The sequence below is a fragment of the Pontibacter aydingkolensis genome, from assembly GCF_019443125.1.
In the GTDB taxonomy this organism is placed as follows: Bacteria; Bacteroidota; Bacteroidia; order Cytophagales; family Hymenobacteraceae; genus Pontibacter; species Pontibacter aydingkolensis.
Genome location: NZ_JAHYXK010000016.1, coordinates 18,144 through 34,514, shown reverse-complemented (window position 1 = coordinate 34,514; position 16,371 = coordinate 18,144). Strand labels below are relative to the sequence as shown.

15 protein-coding genes are annotated in these 16,371 nt (G+C 45.5%); 14 read left to right on the top strand and 1 reads right to left on the bottom strand.

Going from position 1 to position 16,371, the window contains the following annotated elements; translation table 11 throughout:
- From K0O23_RS15905 to hisB, 5 genes are all read left to right on the top strand, one after another.
- Nucleotides 1-1,328, top strand: a 1,328-nt coding sequence (locus tag K0O23_RS15905; protein ID WP_219878440.1) for a T9SS type A sorting domain-containing protein, incomplete at its 5' end; no start/stop codon positions are given.
- A 363-nt stretch (nucleotides 1,329-1,691) separates the two neighbouring features.
- A complete protein-coding gene (hisG, locus tag K0O23_RS15900; protein ID WP_219878439.1) occupies nucleotides 1,692-2,543 on the top strand; it encodes an ATP phosphoribosyltransferase in 852 nt (283 codons plus the stop codon).
- A complete protein-coding gene (gene hisD, locus K0O23_RS15895) occupies nucleotides 2,543-3,832 on the top strand; it encodes a histidinol dehydrogenase (protein ID WP_317195704.1) in 1,290 nt (429 codons plus the stop codon). The genes hisG and hisD overlap by 1 nt, the downstream gene beginning before the upstream one ends.
- On the top strand, nucleotides 3,825-4,874 hold the full coding sequence (hisC, locus tag K0O23_RS15890; RefSeq protein WP_219878437.1) for a histidinol-phosphate transaminase: 1,050 nt from the start codon (nucleotides 3,825-3,827) through the stop codon (nucleotides 4,872-4,874). The genes hisD and hisC overlap by 8 nt, the downstream gene beginning before the upstream one ends.
- An 87-nt stretch (nucleotides 4,875-4,961) precedes the next feature.
- Nucleotides 4,962-6,065 (top strand): bifunctional histidinol-phosphatase/imidazoleglycerol-phosphate dehydratase HisB, encoded by a 1,104-nt coding sequence (hisB, locus tag K0O23_RS15885; protein ID WP_219878436.1) that lies wholly within the window; start codon nucleotides 4,962-4,964, stop codon nucleotides 6,063-6,065.
- Nucleotides 6,066-6,147: 82 nt separating this feature from the next.
- Here the strand turns inward: hisB and K0O23_RS15880 are convergent, their stop codons facing one another.
- On the bottom strand, nucleotides 6,148-6,558 hold the full coding sequence (locus K0O23_RS15880) for a hypothetical protein (RefSeq protein WP_219878435.1): 411 nt from the start codon (nucleotides 6,556-6,558) through the stop codon (nucleotides 6,148-6,150).
- A 279-nt stretch (nucleotides 6,559-6,837) separates the two neighbouring features.
- On the opposite strand from K0O23_RS15880, the gene K0O23_RS15875 reads away from it, so the two are divergent.
- The 9 genes from K0O23_RS15875 (at nucleotide 6,838) to K0O23_RS15835 (ending at nucleotide 16,248) form a co-directional block, all read left to right on the top strand.
- Nucleotides 6,838-8,340 (top strand): M20/M25/M40 family metallo-hydrolase, encoded by a 1,503-nt coding sequence (locus K0O23_RS15875; protein ID WP_219878434.1) that lies wholly within the window; start codon nucleotides 6,838-6,840, stop codon nucleotides 8,338-8,340.
- A gap of 271 nt (nucleotides 8,341-8,611) precedes the next feature.
- A complete protein-coding gene (locus K0O23_RS15870) occupies nucleotides 8,612-10,024 on the top strand; it encodes an anthranilate synthase component I family protein (protein ID WP_219878433.1) in 1,413 nt (470 codons plus the stop codon).
- 1 nt (nucleotide 10,025) lies between these two features.
- Complete coding sequence (locus K0O23_RS15865) at nucleotides 10,026-10,589, top strand: anthranilate synthase component II (RefSeq protein ID WP_219878432.1); 564 nt, start codon at nucleotides 10,026-10,028, stop codon at nucleotides 10,587-10,589.
- A gap of 81 nt (nucleotides 10,590-10,670) precedes the next feature.
- Nucleotides 10,671-11,678, top strand: coding sequence for an anthranilate phosphoribosyltransferase (trpD, locus tag K0O23_RS15860; protein ID WP_219878431.1), 1,008 nt, complete (start codon nucleotides 10,671-10,673; stop codon nucleotides 11,676-11,678).
- Nucleotides 11,679-11,723: 45 nt separating this feature from the next.
- Complete coding sequence (trpC, locus tag K0O23_RS15855) at nucleotides 11,724-12,548, top strand: indole-3-glycerol phosphate synthase TrpC (protein WP_219878430.1); 825 nt, start codon at nucleotides 11,724-11,726, stop codon at nucleotides 12,546-12,548.
- 5 nt (nucleotides 12,549-12,553) lie between these two features.
- Complete coding sequence (locus K0O23_RS15850) at nucleotides 12,554-13,177, top strand: phosphoribosylanthranilate isomerase (RefSeq protein WP_219878429.1); 624 nt, start codon at nucleotides 12,554-12,556, stop codon at nucleotides 13,175-13,177.
- Between the two features lie 102 nt (nucleotides 13,178-13,279).
- Complete coding sequence (gene trpB, locus K0O23_RS15845; protein ID WP_219878428.1) at nucleotides 13,280-14,470, top strand: tryptophan synthase subunit beta; 1,191 nt, start codon at nucleotides 13,280-13,282, stop codon at nucleotides 14,468-14,470.
- Nucleotides 14,460-15,236, top strand: coding sequence for a tryptophan synthase subunit alpha (trpA, locus tag K0O23_RS15840; protein ID WP_219878427.1), 777 nt, complete (start codon nucleotides 14,460-14,462; stop codon nucleotides 15,234-15,236). The genes trpB and trpA overlap by 11 nt, the downstream gene beginning before the upstream one ends.
- A 1-nt stretch (nucleotide 15,237) precedes the next feature.
- The gene (locus tag K0O23_RS15835) at nucleotides 15,238-16,248 is read left to right on the top strand and encodes a bifunctional 3-deoxy-7-phosphoheptulonate synthase/chorismate mutase (RefSeq protein ID WP_219878426.1); all 1,011 of its coding nucleotides are present in this window, start codon (nucleotides 15,238-15,240) and stop codon (nucleotides 16,246-16,248) included.
- Nucleotides 16,249-16,371 lie beyond the last annotated feature (123 nt).

Here is a 16,371-nt window from a genome sequence, read left to right as displayed (position 1 = left end):
GCTTCAGCTATGCTGAGACTGCCAACCACCTTGCCTCTTCCGACAGCAAGACCTTCACGATCGGTAAGGCCAACGCCACCATCACCGCTCCAAGCATGAGCAAGTACTGCGGACAGATTAATCCTTTGACAGGTTATAGCTGCTCAGTAACTGGCGCTGTAAATAGAGAAGTGATTGCTACTAGCTACACCATTGAAGGTACTACTGTTATTCCTGCAAGTTCTGATCCTCAGTTAAGCAACTATAATACAACGTATAAAAACGGAGTGCTTACCATTAATGGCCTTACACTTGACGCCAGCGACGCCAATACCCCGCGCAGCATCCATGATGATGTACTGATTAAGGTAACTGTAAAAGATGGCACTAACGATATTGCAGGTGTAGCTGTAGATCTCTTGTTTGATGGTACAGTAAAAGCCACTGCTACCAGTGATCCTTCTGGTGTTGCTACCTTTAACCTGGGCAAGCTTGCGGTTAACGTGTATGCAGTTACGGCATCGGCAGGAGGGGGCAATTGCTCTGTGTCTTCGGTGGTTTATCTGCCAATCTACGATCCGGAAGGTGGTTTTATAACCGGCGGAGGCTGGATCAATTCTCCGGCAGGAGCTTTATCATCTAATCCATCAATTACAGGCAAAGCAAACTTCGGTTTTGTGTCTAAATATAAGAAAGGCAGCTCGCAAGTAGATGGTAATACTGAATTCCAGTTTAGCGCAGGAGGTATAAATTTCAAGAGTTCTTTCCATGAATCAGGCTCTTTAGTGATAGCCGGCGCTAAAGCCATGTATCGCGGAGAAGGTACAGTGAATGGAGCTTCTGGATATAAATTCTCTATTACGGCTATCGACGGTCATTGGAATGGAGGTAGTGGTCCTGATAAATTCCGTATTAAAATTACAAAGAATGGAAGCACTATTTATGATAATGGTTTAGGTGCTGACGAAAACTCAGATGCCTCTACTGCACTCGGCGGCGGCTCCATCGTAATCCACGAAGTGAAATCTGTTGGTAAAACCAGCACCTCCAGTAAACTGATAACAGAAGCCAAACCGGCTCTTGAAGAACAAGGCACATTCTACAACTACCCTAACGCCTTCTCCGACAGAACAACCATTGCTTTCTCACTTAATAAAGAAGAAAGCTACTCACTGGATGTTTATGACGTGAAGGGTGCTTTAGTGATGAAAGTTAGCATGGGTGTGGCAGAGGCTGATAAACTTTATGAGTTTGAGGTTGATGGCAGAAGTATGGCAGAGGGTATCTACATTGCCAGACTCGTTACAAGCTCTCGTTCACAAAGTATAAAAATGATCCTGAAGAAGTAAATCCTGAGGGTTTATTGCCTTTCTTAAAATGAGAAGTGCCGGTTCCTGTAAAGGGGCCGGCACTTCTCATTTTAAGAAAGGCAAAATCAGGAACCGAAAAACTTTTTTTCCAATATTCGGTTTAAACCAAAATTCTAATACCTTTGCAACATCTAATGAACATCACAAAGAGCCATATCAACTTTTCTACCTGTGCAGCGCCTGCTGTTACCGGCTCTACTGTGCATTTCCATCACATCCATCATTCCTCGTAAGAGGAATAAAATAACCATATGGCCCCCGCTGGGTTTTTGATACCCTTATATACTTTGCCGTTAAGCAAAGCAAGGTTTCTATTTTATACTTAAACCAAAACTTATACATATGCTTCGTATTGCCATTCAAAAGTCAGGCAGACTAAGTGAAGAATCTCTAAAGCTGATAAAGGAATGTGGTATTTCCTTTATTAACAGCAGCCTTAAGCTAAAAACAGAGTCCACTAATTTCCCACTCGAAATCCTATACCTGCGTGACGATGATATTCCAGGATATGTGGCTGATGGTGTTGCAGATATTGGGATTGTAGGCGAGAATGTGCTGGTAGAGGAAGGCATGCAGCAACTGGCAGTAGAATCTTTAGGCTTTTCAAAGTGCCGTTTGTCGCTGGCTGTGCCTAAAGCTGATGATTATTCTGATATCTCAGACCTGCAGGGTAAAAACATTGCAACATCCTATCCAAACTTGCTACAGGCTTACTTGGACGAAAGAGGGGTGCAGGCGCATATTCATACGATCAGCGGCTCTGTGGAAATTGCACCAAGTATAGGCCTGGCTGATGCCATCTGTGATATTGTAAGTTCGGGCAGCACACTGATAAGCAACGGTTTAAAAGAAGTTGAGCGGGTATTTAAATCGCAGGCTGTACTTATAGCCAATCAAAACCTGTCAATGGAGAAACGCGCCATACTCGACAAACTGTTATTCCGGATACATGCTGTACAGCGTGCGCAACGCGCTAAGTACATCTTGCTAAATGCACCAAACGATAAAATAGAAACCATCACAAAGCTTTTACCTGGCATCAAGTCTCCGACAATAATTCCGTTGGTAGAAGAAGGATGGAGCTCGCTGCACTCAGTTGTAAACGAAGATGATTTCTGGGATATTATTGAGAAACTGAGAGATGCTGGTGCAGAAGGTATATTAGTAGTACCTATAGAAAAGATGATCAAATGATACGTAAGATAGTTAACCCCGACGCCAGTACCTGGGCTGAACTTGCTAAAAGACCGGTAAAGGATCTCGAGGAACTGGAGTCGGGCATAAAGCAGACATTTAAACTAGTGCAGGAACTTGGTGATGAGGCGCTGCTACAACTTGCTCAAAAGTATGACGGCGTAAGGCCTGCTCAACTTTTGGTATCTGAAGAGGAGTTAGCTGCAGCTGCTGATTTGATTGATACAGAACTAAAAGAGGCTATACTTCAGGCTTACAACAATATCCGTCTGTTTCATGCAAAGCAGGCAGAAAACATGCAACCCGTAGAAACAATGCCTGGAGTGTTGTGCTGGCGAAAAAGTGTGGCCATCCAAAAAGTGGGTTTATACATACCCGGAGGCACAGCGCCTTTGTTTTCTACCTTACTGATGTTAGGAGTACCCGCTAAGCTTGCCGGATGCGAAGACATTATACTTTGCACACCTCCTGCTAAAGACGGAAGTATACATCCTGCCTTACTTTACACAGCAAACTTGCTGGGCATTAACAGGATTGTTAAGGCAGGCGGTGCACAAGCGGTTGCGGCTATGGCTTTTGGAACCGAAAGCGTACCTGCTGTAAGTAAGATATTCGGACCGGGTAACCAGTATGTAACCGTAGCCAAACAAATGGTAAGCAGGGCTGGAGTAGCCATCGATATGCCAGCCGGCCCATCTGAGGTGTTGGTAATGGCCGATGAAACTGCTAACCCGGCTTTTGTAGCTGCTGATCTGTTGTCGCAGGCCGAGCACGGTGCCGATTCGCAGGTAGTATTACTTACAACTTCTGAACCTTTACTTGATGCTGTTACAGAAGAAGTAGAGAAGCAATTAGCTGAACTTCCACGTGAGATGTTTGCCTCTAAGGCGCTGGAAAACAGTATGGCCATTGTGTTGCCTGATGCTGCACAGATGCTTTCTTTTTCTAACCTGTACGCGCCAGAGCACCTTATACTTGCCGTTAAAGATTATGAAAGTATAGCCGAGGGCGTGGAAAATGCCGGTTCTGTTTTCCTGGGTAATTTCACCCCAGAGTCTGCCGGCGATTATGCTTCTGGAACCAACCATACTTTACCAACCAACGGGTATGCACGAGCCTACAGCGGTGTGTCCTTAGACAGCTTTGTTAAGAAGATCACTTTCCAGCACATTACACCGGCTGGCTTACAGAACCTTGGTAAAACTGTTGAGGTAATGGCAGCGGCTGAAGGTCTACAGGCACACAAAAACGCAGTTTCTATCAGACTTAAGGAGATCAACAATGTTTAACTTAGAAAGTATAGTCCGCCCGAACGTGCTCCGGATGAAGCCCTACGCATCCGCTCGTGACGAGTTTAAAGGCAATGCGAATGTTTTTTTGGATGCCAATGAGAATAACCTGGGCAGTTTGGCAGGTGAAAATTATAACCGCTATCCGGACCCGCATCAGCACAAGTTAAAAACAACTATTGCAGAGATCAAAGGAGTAAAACCGTCACAGATATTTCTGGGAAATGGAAGCGATGAAGCCATAGATCTGCTGCTACGCGCTTTCTGTACACCAGGTATAGATGCCCTGCTCTGCCTGCCGCCAACGTATGGCATGTACGAAGTATCAGCTAATTTGAACGATGTGCGCATCGATACAGTGCAGTTAACACCTGAATTCCAGATACCCGTAGGTGAGGTGGTGCAAAGTATAAAACCAGAGACAAAACTGCTGTTCATCTGCTCACCCAATAATCCAACCGGTAACAGCATCAACCCGGAAAGTATAGAAACGCTACTGGATAATTTTGAAGGCATTGTGGTAGTTGATGAAGCTTATATCGATTTTGCCACTGCCCCAAGCTGGACTACTAGGTTAGAAGACTATCCGAACCTGGTGGTGTTGCAGACTTTTTCTAAAGCATGGGGTATGGCCGGACTGCGTCTGGGTATGGCTTTTGGCTCAAAGCAGTTGATCGCTATTTTGGATAAAATAAAGCCGCCTTACAATGTAAACGAAGCTACCCAGGAACTTGTACTGCAGGCACTGGATAAAACGGAGGTGCTGAAAGACATGGTAGAGGAGATCGTGCAGGAACGAGAATTGCTAATGTCAGCTCTCCCACAACTAAAGGTTGTCGAGTCTGTTTACCCGTCTGACGCTAATTTTATACTTGTTAAAGTAACAGATGCAACAGGTTTGTATAACTACTTGCTAGATAAAGGCATTGTAGTTAGAAATAGATCCAGCTTAAAAGGCTGTGAGGGCTGTTTGCGCATATCTGTTGGCACCCTCGAAGAGAACCAGGAATTATTAAAGGCAATAGCAGAATTTAAAATTTAGACAAAAGATTGTTTGACAAAGGACTAAAGAGATTCTATGTATCTCTTTTGTCACATAGTCCTTAGTCGTAGAGTCATAGACATAAATATGAAAAAAGCATTATTTATAGACCGCGACGGCACCGTACTAATTGAGCCGAAAACTGATTATCAGGTAGATTCTTTCGAGAAGTTCGCTTTTGTGCCAAAGTCCATCAGTAACCTCGCCAAAATTTACCAGGAACTGGATTACGAGTTTGTAATGGTGACCAACCAGGACGGCCTGGGAACCGATTCTTATCCGGAGGATACTTTCTGGCCTTACCAAAATAAGATGCTGGAGATTTTAGAGACTGAAGGAATCAAGTTTGAAGATATTCTGATCGACCGCAGTTTTGAGCACGAGGGTCTAGAGTCGCGGAAACCGGGAATTGGCATGATGAAGCGTTACCTCGCTGGGGAGTACGACCTTGCCAATAGCTTTGTGATAGGTGATCGCCAGACGGATGTGAAGCTGGCTCAGAATTTAGGTGCTCAGGCTATTTTTATCGGAAGCAGCAAGGCAGAAGGCGCTGCACTGACAACGGAGAACTGGGATGAGATTTATACTTTTTTAAAGCAACAGAAGCCAACCCGCCGCGCCAGTGTGCGCAGATCCACCTCTGAAACTGATATTCAGGTTGATCTGGACCTGGATGGCAGCGGTAAAATGGATATTCGTACCGGACTAGGTTTTTTTGATCATATGCTGGAGCAGGTGGCAAAGCACGCTAAAATAGACCTGAATATCCAGGTAAAAGGTGATCTGCACATAGACGAGCACCACACCATAGAGGATACGGGGCTGGCCCTCGGCGAAGCTTTCCTGCAAGCCATGGGTGATAAGCGGGGAATAAGCCGCTATGGCTTCTTTCTGTTGCCAATGGACGAGGTACTTGCTCAAGTGGCTATCGACTTCAGTGGTCGTCCATGGGCTGTCTGGAATGCCGAATTCAAACGTGAGAAGGTTGGAGACATGCCAACAGAGATGTTCTTTCACTTCTTTAAGTCGTTCTCAGATACTGCCAAGGCTAATCTGAACATAAAAGTGGAAGGCGATAACGAGCATCATAAAATCGAGGCAATTTTTAAGGGATTTGCACGAGCCATCAGAATGGCAGTAGAACGAAACCCGGACGATACTTCGATACCAAGTACAAAAGGCATATTGTAGTGGTATATACAGGCTATAAAAGCAACAAAGGGAACCAGTTATGGTGCCCTTTGTTGCTTTTATAGTTATACTTAAAAGTGATTTATACTTTAGAACGCAGCCAATCCTCGGCCAGGTCTGTATGATCAAATACTTTAACGTAGTCTGGGTTTTTTGCCAGTTTAACCATTTTGTCGGTAGATAAACGGCTTAACACGCTTTGGGAATATACCCATGCAAACCATTGCAGGCCAGCCTCACGCATAGCCGGAAGCCACACATCGCTGCCCCATTTTGATGCGGCAGACCACTGTCCTTCAACCCGGGTGTTGTCATTCAGGATTCTGTAGCATGCATGGAATTTCATTAACTCCAGCATTTTTTCACAGCCCGCAACAACGGTATCATAGTTCTGATAACCGCGCCAGTTCACATAGATCCAGTCCTCTATGAAGTTATACTCTATAGCTATATGATCGTCACGGTAAAGAAGTTCGTTTCTGATCAATTTCATTTTACTACACTTATTTTGATGCGAATGGAGGGCAAAACTACAAACCAATTATACTTTAAAGCAAACTTTTCTTGAAGTTTATCAGAATGCTGAAAAGTAAAATTGCACTGTTTTTCTGCCTCAAAAATTAAAAAAGAACTATATTTTAGAGTACAGCTATTTAACAGTTGCACGATATTAACGTACGATTAAATACATATTGTGTATATTTAAATAACAGGACAAGCTTTTTGTAAAGCCTTTCCTTTCTTGTAGCATCCAGTTATAGAATTGTTGTTTATGGGTAGGTTTTTTAAGCTTTTACTTTTTGTAGTCCTCGTTGCAAGTGTTAACCTAGTTTCAGCGCAACGCATTGTTTTAAACGAGCATCAAATCCAAAGAAAAATAATAGCTGAAAAACTCTCAGGTGCCATCCAGATACAAACCGTTTCATCTGTTAATGATGCGGATTATAACAAGGAAGGTTTCCTGAATCTGCACCTTTACCTGGCTGAAGCATTTCCCTTAGTGCAAAAAAAACTACGCAAAGAGGTAATTAACGAATATAGCCTGCTATATACCTGGCAAGGAACAAAGTCCGCACTAAAGCCTTTACTTTTAAGTGCTCATATGGATGTCGTTCCGGTAGAGGAGGCCTCTGGAGGTGAATGGCAAGAGAAACCCTATCATGGCAGTATTAAGGATGGTTATGTTTGGGGACGGGGCACACTAGATGACAAGTACCGTGTAATTGCCATACTACAAGCAGTTGAACGTTTGCTTTCAGAAGGCTATCAACCAGAGCGGACAATTTACCTGGCATTTGGGCATGATGAAGAGATTGGTGGAGAAAACGGCGCAGGCAAAATCAGCGAAGTCTTAGAAAAGCGAAATATAAAACTGGAGGCAGTTTTTGATGAAGGACTGGCTGTTGTTGAAGATGTAATACCAGGCGTAAAGCAGCAACTGGCATTGGTAGGTACAGCTGCAAAGGGTACTCTGAATTTTAAGTTGACTGTAAAAGGTGAGGGTGGCCACTCATCTGCCCCGCCAAAAGATTCTCCGATCGAGATTTTGAGCCGAGCCATTATAAGGCTACAGGAAAATCCATTTAAGTCCCGAATGACCACTACTACCCTTGAGACTGTAGAAGCTATGGCAGAAATAATGGGAGGGAAGCAGCAATTTGCGGTAAGGCATTATTGGCTATTTAAAGGCAAGATCCTTAAAATGCTGGCTCAGGACCAGGCAACAGATGCGCTTATTCGTACTAAAATGACGCCAACCATATTGCAGGCCGGTCAAAAGGATAATGTGATGCCAAGAGTTGCCAGCGCTACATTCAATGTCAGGATTTTAAATGGTGAAGATGACAAATCTGTGATGCGGCATATCAGGAAGGCTATTTCAGATGATCGGGTGCAGGTTGAAATGTATGGTGATTATACGCCGCCTTCGCCGGTTACTGTAACCAATACCTGGATCTATGGGGCATTGCAGAACTCAATTAAGGATGTTTTTCCAAAGGCACGAGTAGTTCCTGCGCTTTTCCCGGGCGGAACAGACGCAAAGCATTATACCAATCTTACCACTAATATTTTTCGATTCGCGCCCCAGGTGGTTAACCGTGAAATTGCACAACTTGTCCATAATGTGAATGAGCGTATTGCTATTGATGTTTTTGCAACGTGTATTCAATTTTATGAGGTCCTGATACAGAATACATGTGGGGTAGATCCTGATACGCTGCTTGCTGACACCGATTTGGATGACTTGTTTGAACCGGAGGACACAGAAGGTTAAATAAATCTTCTGAAAAATTTGGTCTTAAAGATTTTGCTGTTACTTTTGCAACACAAGACTAATAAAGTCTTTACTAAAATAACAAAAATGGTTCAGAATCTTCATATGGCATGGTGGTGGCACGTTACGCAAAGTATCGTGAACAGCCTATCTATGCCAAGTATGAAGTAATTATACATAAAGCATTAACCTAAAGGTACCAAAGGCCTGCTGTTCACAAAGAACAGCAGGCCTTTTTTCTTTTAGCCCAGTTTTAGCCCAAACATGCATCATGAGTAAGTATAAAATAACCACCACCTACAAACGCCTTTTGGCCGATACGCTTACCCCAGTAAGTGTGTACCTGAAGCTGCGCGACAAATTCCCTAACAGCATACTGCTCGAAAGCTCCGACTACCACGGTGCAGAAAATAGCTTTTCGTATATCTGCTGCAGCCCAATGGCAAGTATAAAAGCAGAAAACGAAATACTGACGGAGACTTTCCCGGATGGCAACGCACGTATGACAGCAATTACGAAAGAAACAGATGTGCCGGGGCTACTTGCCGCTTTTTCCAGGAGCTTTGAGGTAGAGGAGAACAAGAAATTCAGCTTTATACATAATGGCTTGTTTGGCTACATGAGCTATGATGCAGTGCGCTATTACGAAGACATAGATCTGACCATGCGCGAGGGCCGTGCCGGTATTCCTGATTTATACTATGCAGTTTACCGCCACATCATCGCTATCAACCACTTTACCAATGAGGCATACATCTTTGCACATAACTATAACCAGGGCGTCGACGATGGCATTGCGCAACTGGAAGCGCTGCTGAACAGCCGCAACATTCCTAGTTATACTTTTAAGGCAACAGGAGAAGAAGAACATAACATCAGCGCGGAAGATTTCCTGAAGAACATCGAAAAGGCCAGGCAGCATTGTTTCCGTGGCGACGTGTTCCAGTTGGTGCTGTCGCGCCGTTTTGCGCAGGGCTTTCAGGGTGATGAGTTTAACGTGTACCGTGCCCTGCGTTCTATTAACCCTTCACCATACCTGTTCTACTTCGACTACGGCAGCTTTAAGATTTTCGGCTCTTCGCCTGAGGCACAGTTGGTGATCAAAGACCAGAAAGCAAGTATATTCCCGATTGCAGGCACTTTCAGGAGAACCGGCGATGATGCCGCTGACGCTGCATTAGCTGAGAAATTACTAGCGGACCCCAAAGAAAATGCGGAGCACGTAATGCTGGTAGACCTGGCCCGCAACGACCTGAGCCGTAACGGTCACAGCGTAGAGGTAGAGACCTTCCGCGAGATACAGTTCTACTCGCACGTGATCCATTTGGTTTCTAAAGTATCTGGCGCGCTTCACAACCAGGAAGATGCGCTGAAGATGGTAGCCAACACTTTTCCGGCTGGTACACTTTCTGGTGCGCCCAAACATAAAGCCATGCAACTCATCGACAAGTATGAAACCACCAACCGCGCTTTCTACGGCGGCTGCATCGGCTTCCTCGACTTTAACGGCAACTTCAACAGCGCCATCATGATCCGATCTTTCCTGAGTAAAGATTATAGGCTATACTTTCAGGCGGGTGCTGGTATTGTGGCCGCCTCTAACCCGGAGAGTGAGCTGCAGGAGGTAGACAATAAACTAATGGCGCTGCGCCGCGCTTTACAATTAGCACAGGAGATAAACTAACATGAACATACTGGTAATAGACAATTACGACTCATTTACCTACAACCTGGTGCACTTGCTGCAGGAACTAGGAGCAACCGTAACTGTCCGCAGAAACGATAAAACCACATTGGAAGAGGTGGGTACGTTTGATAAGATCATGTTATCACCGGGGCCTGGAATTCCTGATGAGGCTGGTTTGTTGAAAGAGACCATCCGCACGTATGGCCCAACAAAAGATATGTTCGGAGTTTGCCTCGGACATCAGGCAATAGGTGAAGTATACGGAGGTAAACTGTTTAACAGCAATGAAGTATGGCACGGGGTGGCAACGCCTGTGCAGGTGGTTTGTGGTGAAGAGCCGCTTTTCAAGGGCCTTCCACAGCAATTTGCAACAGGCCGTTACCACTCATGGCTGGTAGAAAAGGAGTTGCCGGAGTGCTTGATACCAACCGCTGTAGATGAGCGAGGAAACATCATGGCCATGCGTCACAAACAGCATAACGTACGTGGCGTACAGTTTCACCCGGAGTCTGTGCTGACAGAATATGGCAAGGATATGATAAGAAACTGGTTAAATAGTTAGATATGAGACTTTGTGACAATGGACAAAAGAAGAATTGAGTCCTTTGTCTTTTGTCAAAAAATCATTTGTCAAGAACTAACAATGAAAGAAATACTAAACCATTTATTCGAACATAAAACGCTTACAAAGGAGCAGGCCAGAGAAGTGCTGGTGAACATTGCAGGCGGCAAGTATAACCAGAGCCAGATCTCCAGCTTTTTAACAGTTTTTATGATGCGCAGCATAACCGTGCAGGAACTGGAAGGTTTCCGGGATGCCTTGCTGGACCTTTGCCACCGCGTAGACCTGGATGCTTATAACCCGATTGACCTTTGCGGTACAGGCGGCGATGGCAAGGATACCTTTAACATCTCTACGCTATCTTCTCTTGTAGTAGCAGCTAATGGTGTGGCGGTGGCAAAGCACGGTAACTATGGCGTATCCTCATCGTGCGGCTCATCTAACGTGCTGGAGGCGCTGGGTATTAAGTTTACGACCGATACAGGTGCCCTGGAGCGAAGTATAGAAAAGTATAATATCTGTTTCCTGCACGCGCCGTTGTTCCACCCGGCTATGAAAAGTGTAGGCCCAATCCGTAAAGAGCTTGGCGTGAAGACCTTCTTTAACATGCTTGGCCCGATGGTAAATCCGGCTTTCCCGAAAAGGCAGTTAGTAGGAGTGTTTAGCCTGGAACTGGCCCGTATGTACGGTTACCTTTACCAGCAAACAGATACCCGCTATACCATACTTCATACCCTGGATGGCTACGACGAAATCTCCCTTACGAGTCCTTTTAAAGTGATCTCCGACAACCAGGAAGCACTTTTGGATGAGCAGGCACTTGGTTTACCGCAATTGCAGCAGGAGCAGATAAAAGGCGGCGGAAGTATAGCCTCAGCCGCGGAGATTTTTACAACAGTTCTAAAAGGAGAGGGCACCCATGCACAGACAGCTGTTGTTGCAGCCAACGCTGCTATGGCCCTGCAATGTGCCCGTCCGGAGCTGGAACTTAAAGAGGCAGTAAGTATAGCCAAAGAAACGCTTGAATCTGGTAAGGCTTACACTTTATTCAACAAGCTTATAAACGATCAAAAACTGGTGGTGGTGTAAGAAATTCCAGATCACTACATCTTTAATTTTTCAAATCTGAATAACATGAACATACTCGATCAAATTATCGCCAATAAGTATAAAGAAGTAGCAGAGCGCAAAGAGCTGTACCCTGTAAAGTTGCTGGAGAAGAGTTTATACTTCGAAACGCCTTGCATCTCTTTGGAGCGTTACCTGCTGCGCCCTGACAAAAGCGGTATCATCGCAGAGATCAAACGTAAATCACCGTCTCGTGGCGATATCAACCCCTATGTGTCGGTAGAGCGGACTTCTATTGGATACATGCAAGCAGGCGCATCTGCGCTTTCTGTTTTAACTGATGGGCCATACTTTGGTGGCAAAAACGAAGATTTAACCATTGCCCGAAAGTATAACTACTGCCCGATTCTGCGTAAAGATTTCACCGTGGATGAGTACCAGATCGTGGAAGCGAAGTCTATCGGGGCTGATGCCATATTGCTGATAGCCGCTGCCCTGGAGCCTGCTCGCTTAAAGAACCTGGCAACATTTGCCCGCTCGTTTGGTTTGGAAGTATTGCTGGAAGTGCGTGACAAAGAAGAACTGGATGCTGCACTAAGCGAAGACATAAACGTGGTTGGCGTAAACAACCGTAACCTAAAAGACTTTGTGACGGACATTAACACCTCTTTTGAGATGGCGAAGTATATCCCGAATGGCATCACGAAAGTATCAGAGAGCGGCATCAGCAACCCAAAAACATTGCTTGAACTGCGTGAAGCTGGCTTTAACGGCTTTCTTATCGGAGAAAGCTTTATGTACAACAGCCGTCCGGAGCGTGCTGCAGCTAACTTTATTAAAGAATATAAGCAGCTCCTCGAGAAACAGGAAGGCACTTTAGTTAAAAACTAAAAAGCATGAAAATCAAAGTATGCGGCATGCGGAATCCGGAGAACATCCGGCAGGTGGCAGCATTGCAGCCAGACTACATGGGCTTCATCTTCTACGAAGGCTCTAAGCGTTTTGCCGAAGGTAATATAACACCTGAGTTATTGGCTGATTTACCTTCAAGTATAAAAAAGACAGGTGTGTTTGTTAATGCCTCAACCGAAAATATAACAGCTACGGTTAAAAAGTATAAACTGAATGCTGTGCAGTTACATGGCCGGGAAACGCCAAGGCAATGTGCCGAAGTAAAGCAACTGGGAGTGGAAATAATCAAAGTGTTTTCGGTAGATGATAAGTTTGTGTTCGAAAACACATTGCTATATGAGTCCTGCGCTGACTACTTTCTTTTTGATACCCGAGGGCAGGAGTACGGCGGTAATGGCTTTCCGTTTGACTGGGAATTGCTAAAAGACTACCTCTCTCCAAAGCCATACTTCCTGAGTGGTGGCATCAATCTCGAAAACATAAGGCAGCTTAATAAAGTCAGGCCTAAGCCTTTTGCTATTGATGTAAACAGCGGATTCGAGCAGGAGCCAGGGTTGAAGAAAGTAGAGGAACTGAAGGAACTGTTTAAGCTGCTTAAAGAAAGATAATTAACTGTCATCTCGAATGTAATGAGAGATCTGAATCATTTAAGAACTTTGAAATATTCCAGATTTCTCCCGAAGGTCGAAATGACAAAACAAGAAATATAAATGAGCTATCACGTTAACGAAAAAGGATTTTACGGCAAGTTTGGTGGGGCTTACGTTCCTGAAATGCTGTACCCCAATGTGGAGGAGCTGCGCCAGAATTACCTGCGCATTATGCAGGAGCCGGACTTTCAGGAAGAGCTTCAGTTGCTGCTGAAAGATTATGTAGGCCGGCCTACGCCTTTATACTTTGCGCCGCGCCTTTCCGAAAAGTATAAGACCAAAGTATACCTCAAGCGCGAAGACCTGAACCATACCGGTGCACATAAGATCAACAACACCATCGGACAAGTGCTGCTGGCAAAGCGCCTGGGCAAGAAACGCATTATCGCCGAAACAGGTGCAGGGCAACATGGTGTGGCTACAGCTACGGTTTGTGCCTTGATGGGATTGGAGTGTATCGTTTACATGGGTGAAGTAGACATAGAACGCCAGGCACCTAATGTAGCACGCATGAAAATGCTCGGCGCAAAGGTAGTGCCGGCAACTAGTGGCAGCAAAACGTTGAAAGATGCCACCAACGAAGCCATCCGTGACTGGATCAACAACCCGGAAAACACCTATTACATTATTGGTTCTGTGGTTGGTCCGCACCCGTACCCGGATATGGTGGCACGTTTTCAGGCGGTGATTTCGGAGGAGATGCGCGCGCAGTTACTAGAGAAGGAAGGAACGGAATTGCCGAATTATGTTGTGGCCTGTGTAGGCGGTGGCAGCAATGCGGCCGGTGCTTTTTACCATTTTTTAGATGAGCCGGAAGTGAAACTTGTAGCCGTTGAGGCTGCAGGCAAAGGAATTGATTCCGGTGAGTCTGCGGCAACATCCATACTTGGTAGAGATGGCATCATACACGGCAGCCGTACTTTATTAATGCAGACAGAAGACGGGCAGGTAACAGAGCCATACTCCATATCAGCTGGTTTGGATTACCCGGGTGTTGGTCCGTTGCACGCGCACCTGTTTGAGAGCAAGCGTGCCCGTTTCGAGAATGCTACTGACGAGGAGGCACTACAGGCAGTGCTGGAACTTACCAGATTGGAGGGTATAATCCCTGCGCTGGAAACCGCCCATGCCCTGGCTGTACTTAAACGACTGGGGGCTAAGCCCAACGAGACTGTTATCGTCAACTTATCAGGCCGCGGCGACAAAGACCTTTCTACTTACCTAAAGCACTTCCATTTCGATGAACAATAGAATCAAGAGCCTCTTTGCGCAGAATCAGAAGGGACTGCTGTCGGTATACTTTACAGCTGGTTTCCCGAACCTGGATGATACAGAAACAATCATACTTGAGCTGGAGAAAAACGGCGTAGACCTGATTGAGGTAGGCATGCCTTTCTCTGATCCGCTGGCCGATGGACCAACCATACAGGCCAGTAGCACCGTTGCCCTGCAAAACGGCATGACCATTCCGAAACTGTTTGAACAACTGCATGATATCCGCCAGAAAACGCAGATACCGCTGGTGCTGATGGGCTACTTAAACCCGGTAATGCAATATGGCGTTGAGCGTTTTTGCCAGAAAGCCAGCGAGATAGGTATTGACGGCATTATACTTCCGGATATGCCTTTGCAGGTATACATAGATGAGTTTAAGGAACTGTTCGAAAAGTATAACCTGAGCAAAGTTTTCCTGATAACACCGCAAACACCGGAGGCCCGCATCCGCGAGATAGATAGCCATACCAATGGCTTTATATACATGGTATCCTCAGCATCCACTACTGGCAAAACAATAGGGCTAGCAGAACAAAGCCAGGCTTATTTTCAGCGGGTGGCTGGTATGCAGCTGCAGAATCCGGGAGTGATCGGTTTCGGTATTCACGATAAAGAAACGTTTAGCGCTGCCTGCAACCATGCCAGCGGAGCCATTATCGGTAGTGCCTTTGTAAAAGCGTTGCAGCAGGAGGGAAGCCTGGAGCAAAACATCTCAACATTCATTCAAAGCATCAAAAACTAACATGATCATACAATTGCAGCAAGGCATTCCGGCAGACCTGAAGGAGAATATCCTGAAGCAGGTTTCGGAAATAGGTTATAAAGCCAACGAAGTAATAACGCAGGAGGCGCATTACCTGGTAGCCATCGGGAAAAAAGATTTTGACATACGCTATATAGGTCAGTTGCCTGGTGTGGCAGATATTCATAGGGTATCGGAAGAGTATAAACTCATCTCACGTAAGTGGCGCGTAGAGCCAACGCGTATTGATCTGGGTGATGGTGTAGTGATAGGCGAGGGCAGTTTCAGCATTATGGCAGGTCCGTGCTCTATCGAAAGTGAAGCGCAGATAGAAAGCGTGGTGGCGCACCTGAAGGAGAATAACGTACGCATCATGCGTGGTGGCGTGTTTAAGCCGCGCAGCTCTCCTTATGCCTTTAGGGGTATGGGCATGGATGGACTAAAGATGTTTCACCGCATTTGCCGCGAGAACGATATCAAGGTGATCACAGAAGTGATGCAGGTATCTCAGATTGAGGAAATGATAGACTATGTGGATGTATTCCAGGTAGGTGCTCGTAACAGCCAGAACTTTAACCTGCTCGATTCACTAGGCGAGTCGCAAAAACCTGTATTGCTGAAACGTGGTATATCGGGCACCCTGGAAGAATTGCTGCAGGCAGCAGAGTACATTTTCTCGCATGGAAACGAAAAGATAATGCTTTGTGAGCGTGGCATTCGCTCTTATGAAGGCGCTTATCGCAACGTGCTTGATTTAAACGCAGTACCAGTGCTTAAAGAGAAAACGCATTTGCCTGTTATTGTAGATCCGTCGCATGGTATAGGTTTGCGTGATTATGTAGAGCAAATGTCGTTGGCGGCGGTAATGGCCGGAGCTGATGGTGTGATCTACGAAACGCACCAGACACCGGAGAAGGCTTTCTCTGATGCACAGCAGACGGTTAACTTCTGGGAATCAGAAACGATGATCAGCCGCATGCGCAAAGCCTATGAATTACGAGAGAGTTTCTAAATTTTATAGTTGATTTATACTTCTGATGCACTATATTTGCACTAATGAAAGGCACAATGGCTCATAAGCACCATCATCATGTACGAAGCAACAGTTTCGGAGCCGCCTGCCTATGGATTTGCC

What these genes read in the sequence shown, in the direction of transcription:
- hisG (WP_219878439.1), top strand. Translation starts at nt 1,692, where the DNA reads ATGCTTCGTATTGCCATTCAAAAGTCAGGCAGACTAAGTGAAGAATCT.
- hisC (WP_219878437.1), top strand. Translation starts at nt 3,825, where the DNA reads ATGTTTAACTTAGAAAGTATAGTCCGCCCGAACGTGCTCCGGATGAAG.
- hisB (WP_219878436.1), top strand. Translation starts at nt 4,962, where the DNA reads ATGAAAAAAGCATTATTTATAGACCGCGACGGCACCGTACTAATTGAG.
- K0O23_RS15880 (WP_219878435.1), bottom strand. Translation starts at nt 6,558, where the DNA reads ATGAAATTGATCAGAAACGAACTTCTTTACCGTGACGATCATATAGCT.
- K0O23_RS15875 (WP_219878434.1), top strand. Translation starts at nt 6,838, where the DNA reads ATGGGTAGGTTTTTTAAGCTTTTACTTTTTGTAGTCCTCGTTGCAAGT.
- K0O23_RS15870 (WP_219878433.1), top strand. Translation starts at nt 8,612, where the DNA reads ATGAGTAAGTATAAAATAACCACCACCTACAAACGCCTTTTGGCCGAT.
- K0O23_RS15865 (WP_219878432.1), top strand. Translation starts at nt 10,026, where the DNA reads ATGAACATACTGGTAATAGACAATTACGACTCATTTACCTACAACCTG.
- trpD (WP_219878431.1), top strand. Translation starts at nt 10,671, where the DNA reads ATGAAAGAAATACTAAACCATTTATTCGAACATAAAACGCTTACAAAG.
- trpC (WP_219878430.1), top strand. Translation starts at nt 11,724, where the DNA reads ATGAACATACTCGATCAAATTATCGCCAATAAGTATAAAGAAGTAGCA.
- K0O23_RS15850 (WP_219878429.1), top strand. Translation starts at nt 12,554, where the DNA reads ATGAAAATCAAAGTATGCGGCATGCGGAATCCGGAGAACATCCGGCAG.
- trpB (WP_219878428.1), top strand. Translation starts at nt 13,280, where the DNA reads ATGAGCTATCACGTTAACGAAAAAGGATTTTACGGCAAGTTTGGTGGG.
- trpA (WP_219878427.1), top strand. Translation starts at nt 14,460, where the DNA reads ATGAACAATAGAATCAAGAGCCTCTTTGCGCAGAATCAGAAGGGACTG.
- K0O23_RS15835 (WP_219878426.1), top strand. Translation starts at nt 15,238, where the DNA reads ATGATCATACAATTGCAGCAAGGCATTCCGGCAGACCTGAAGGAGAAT.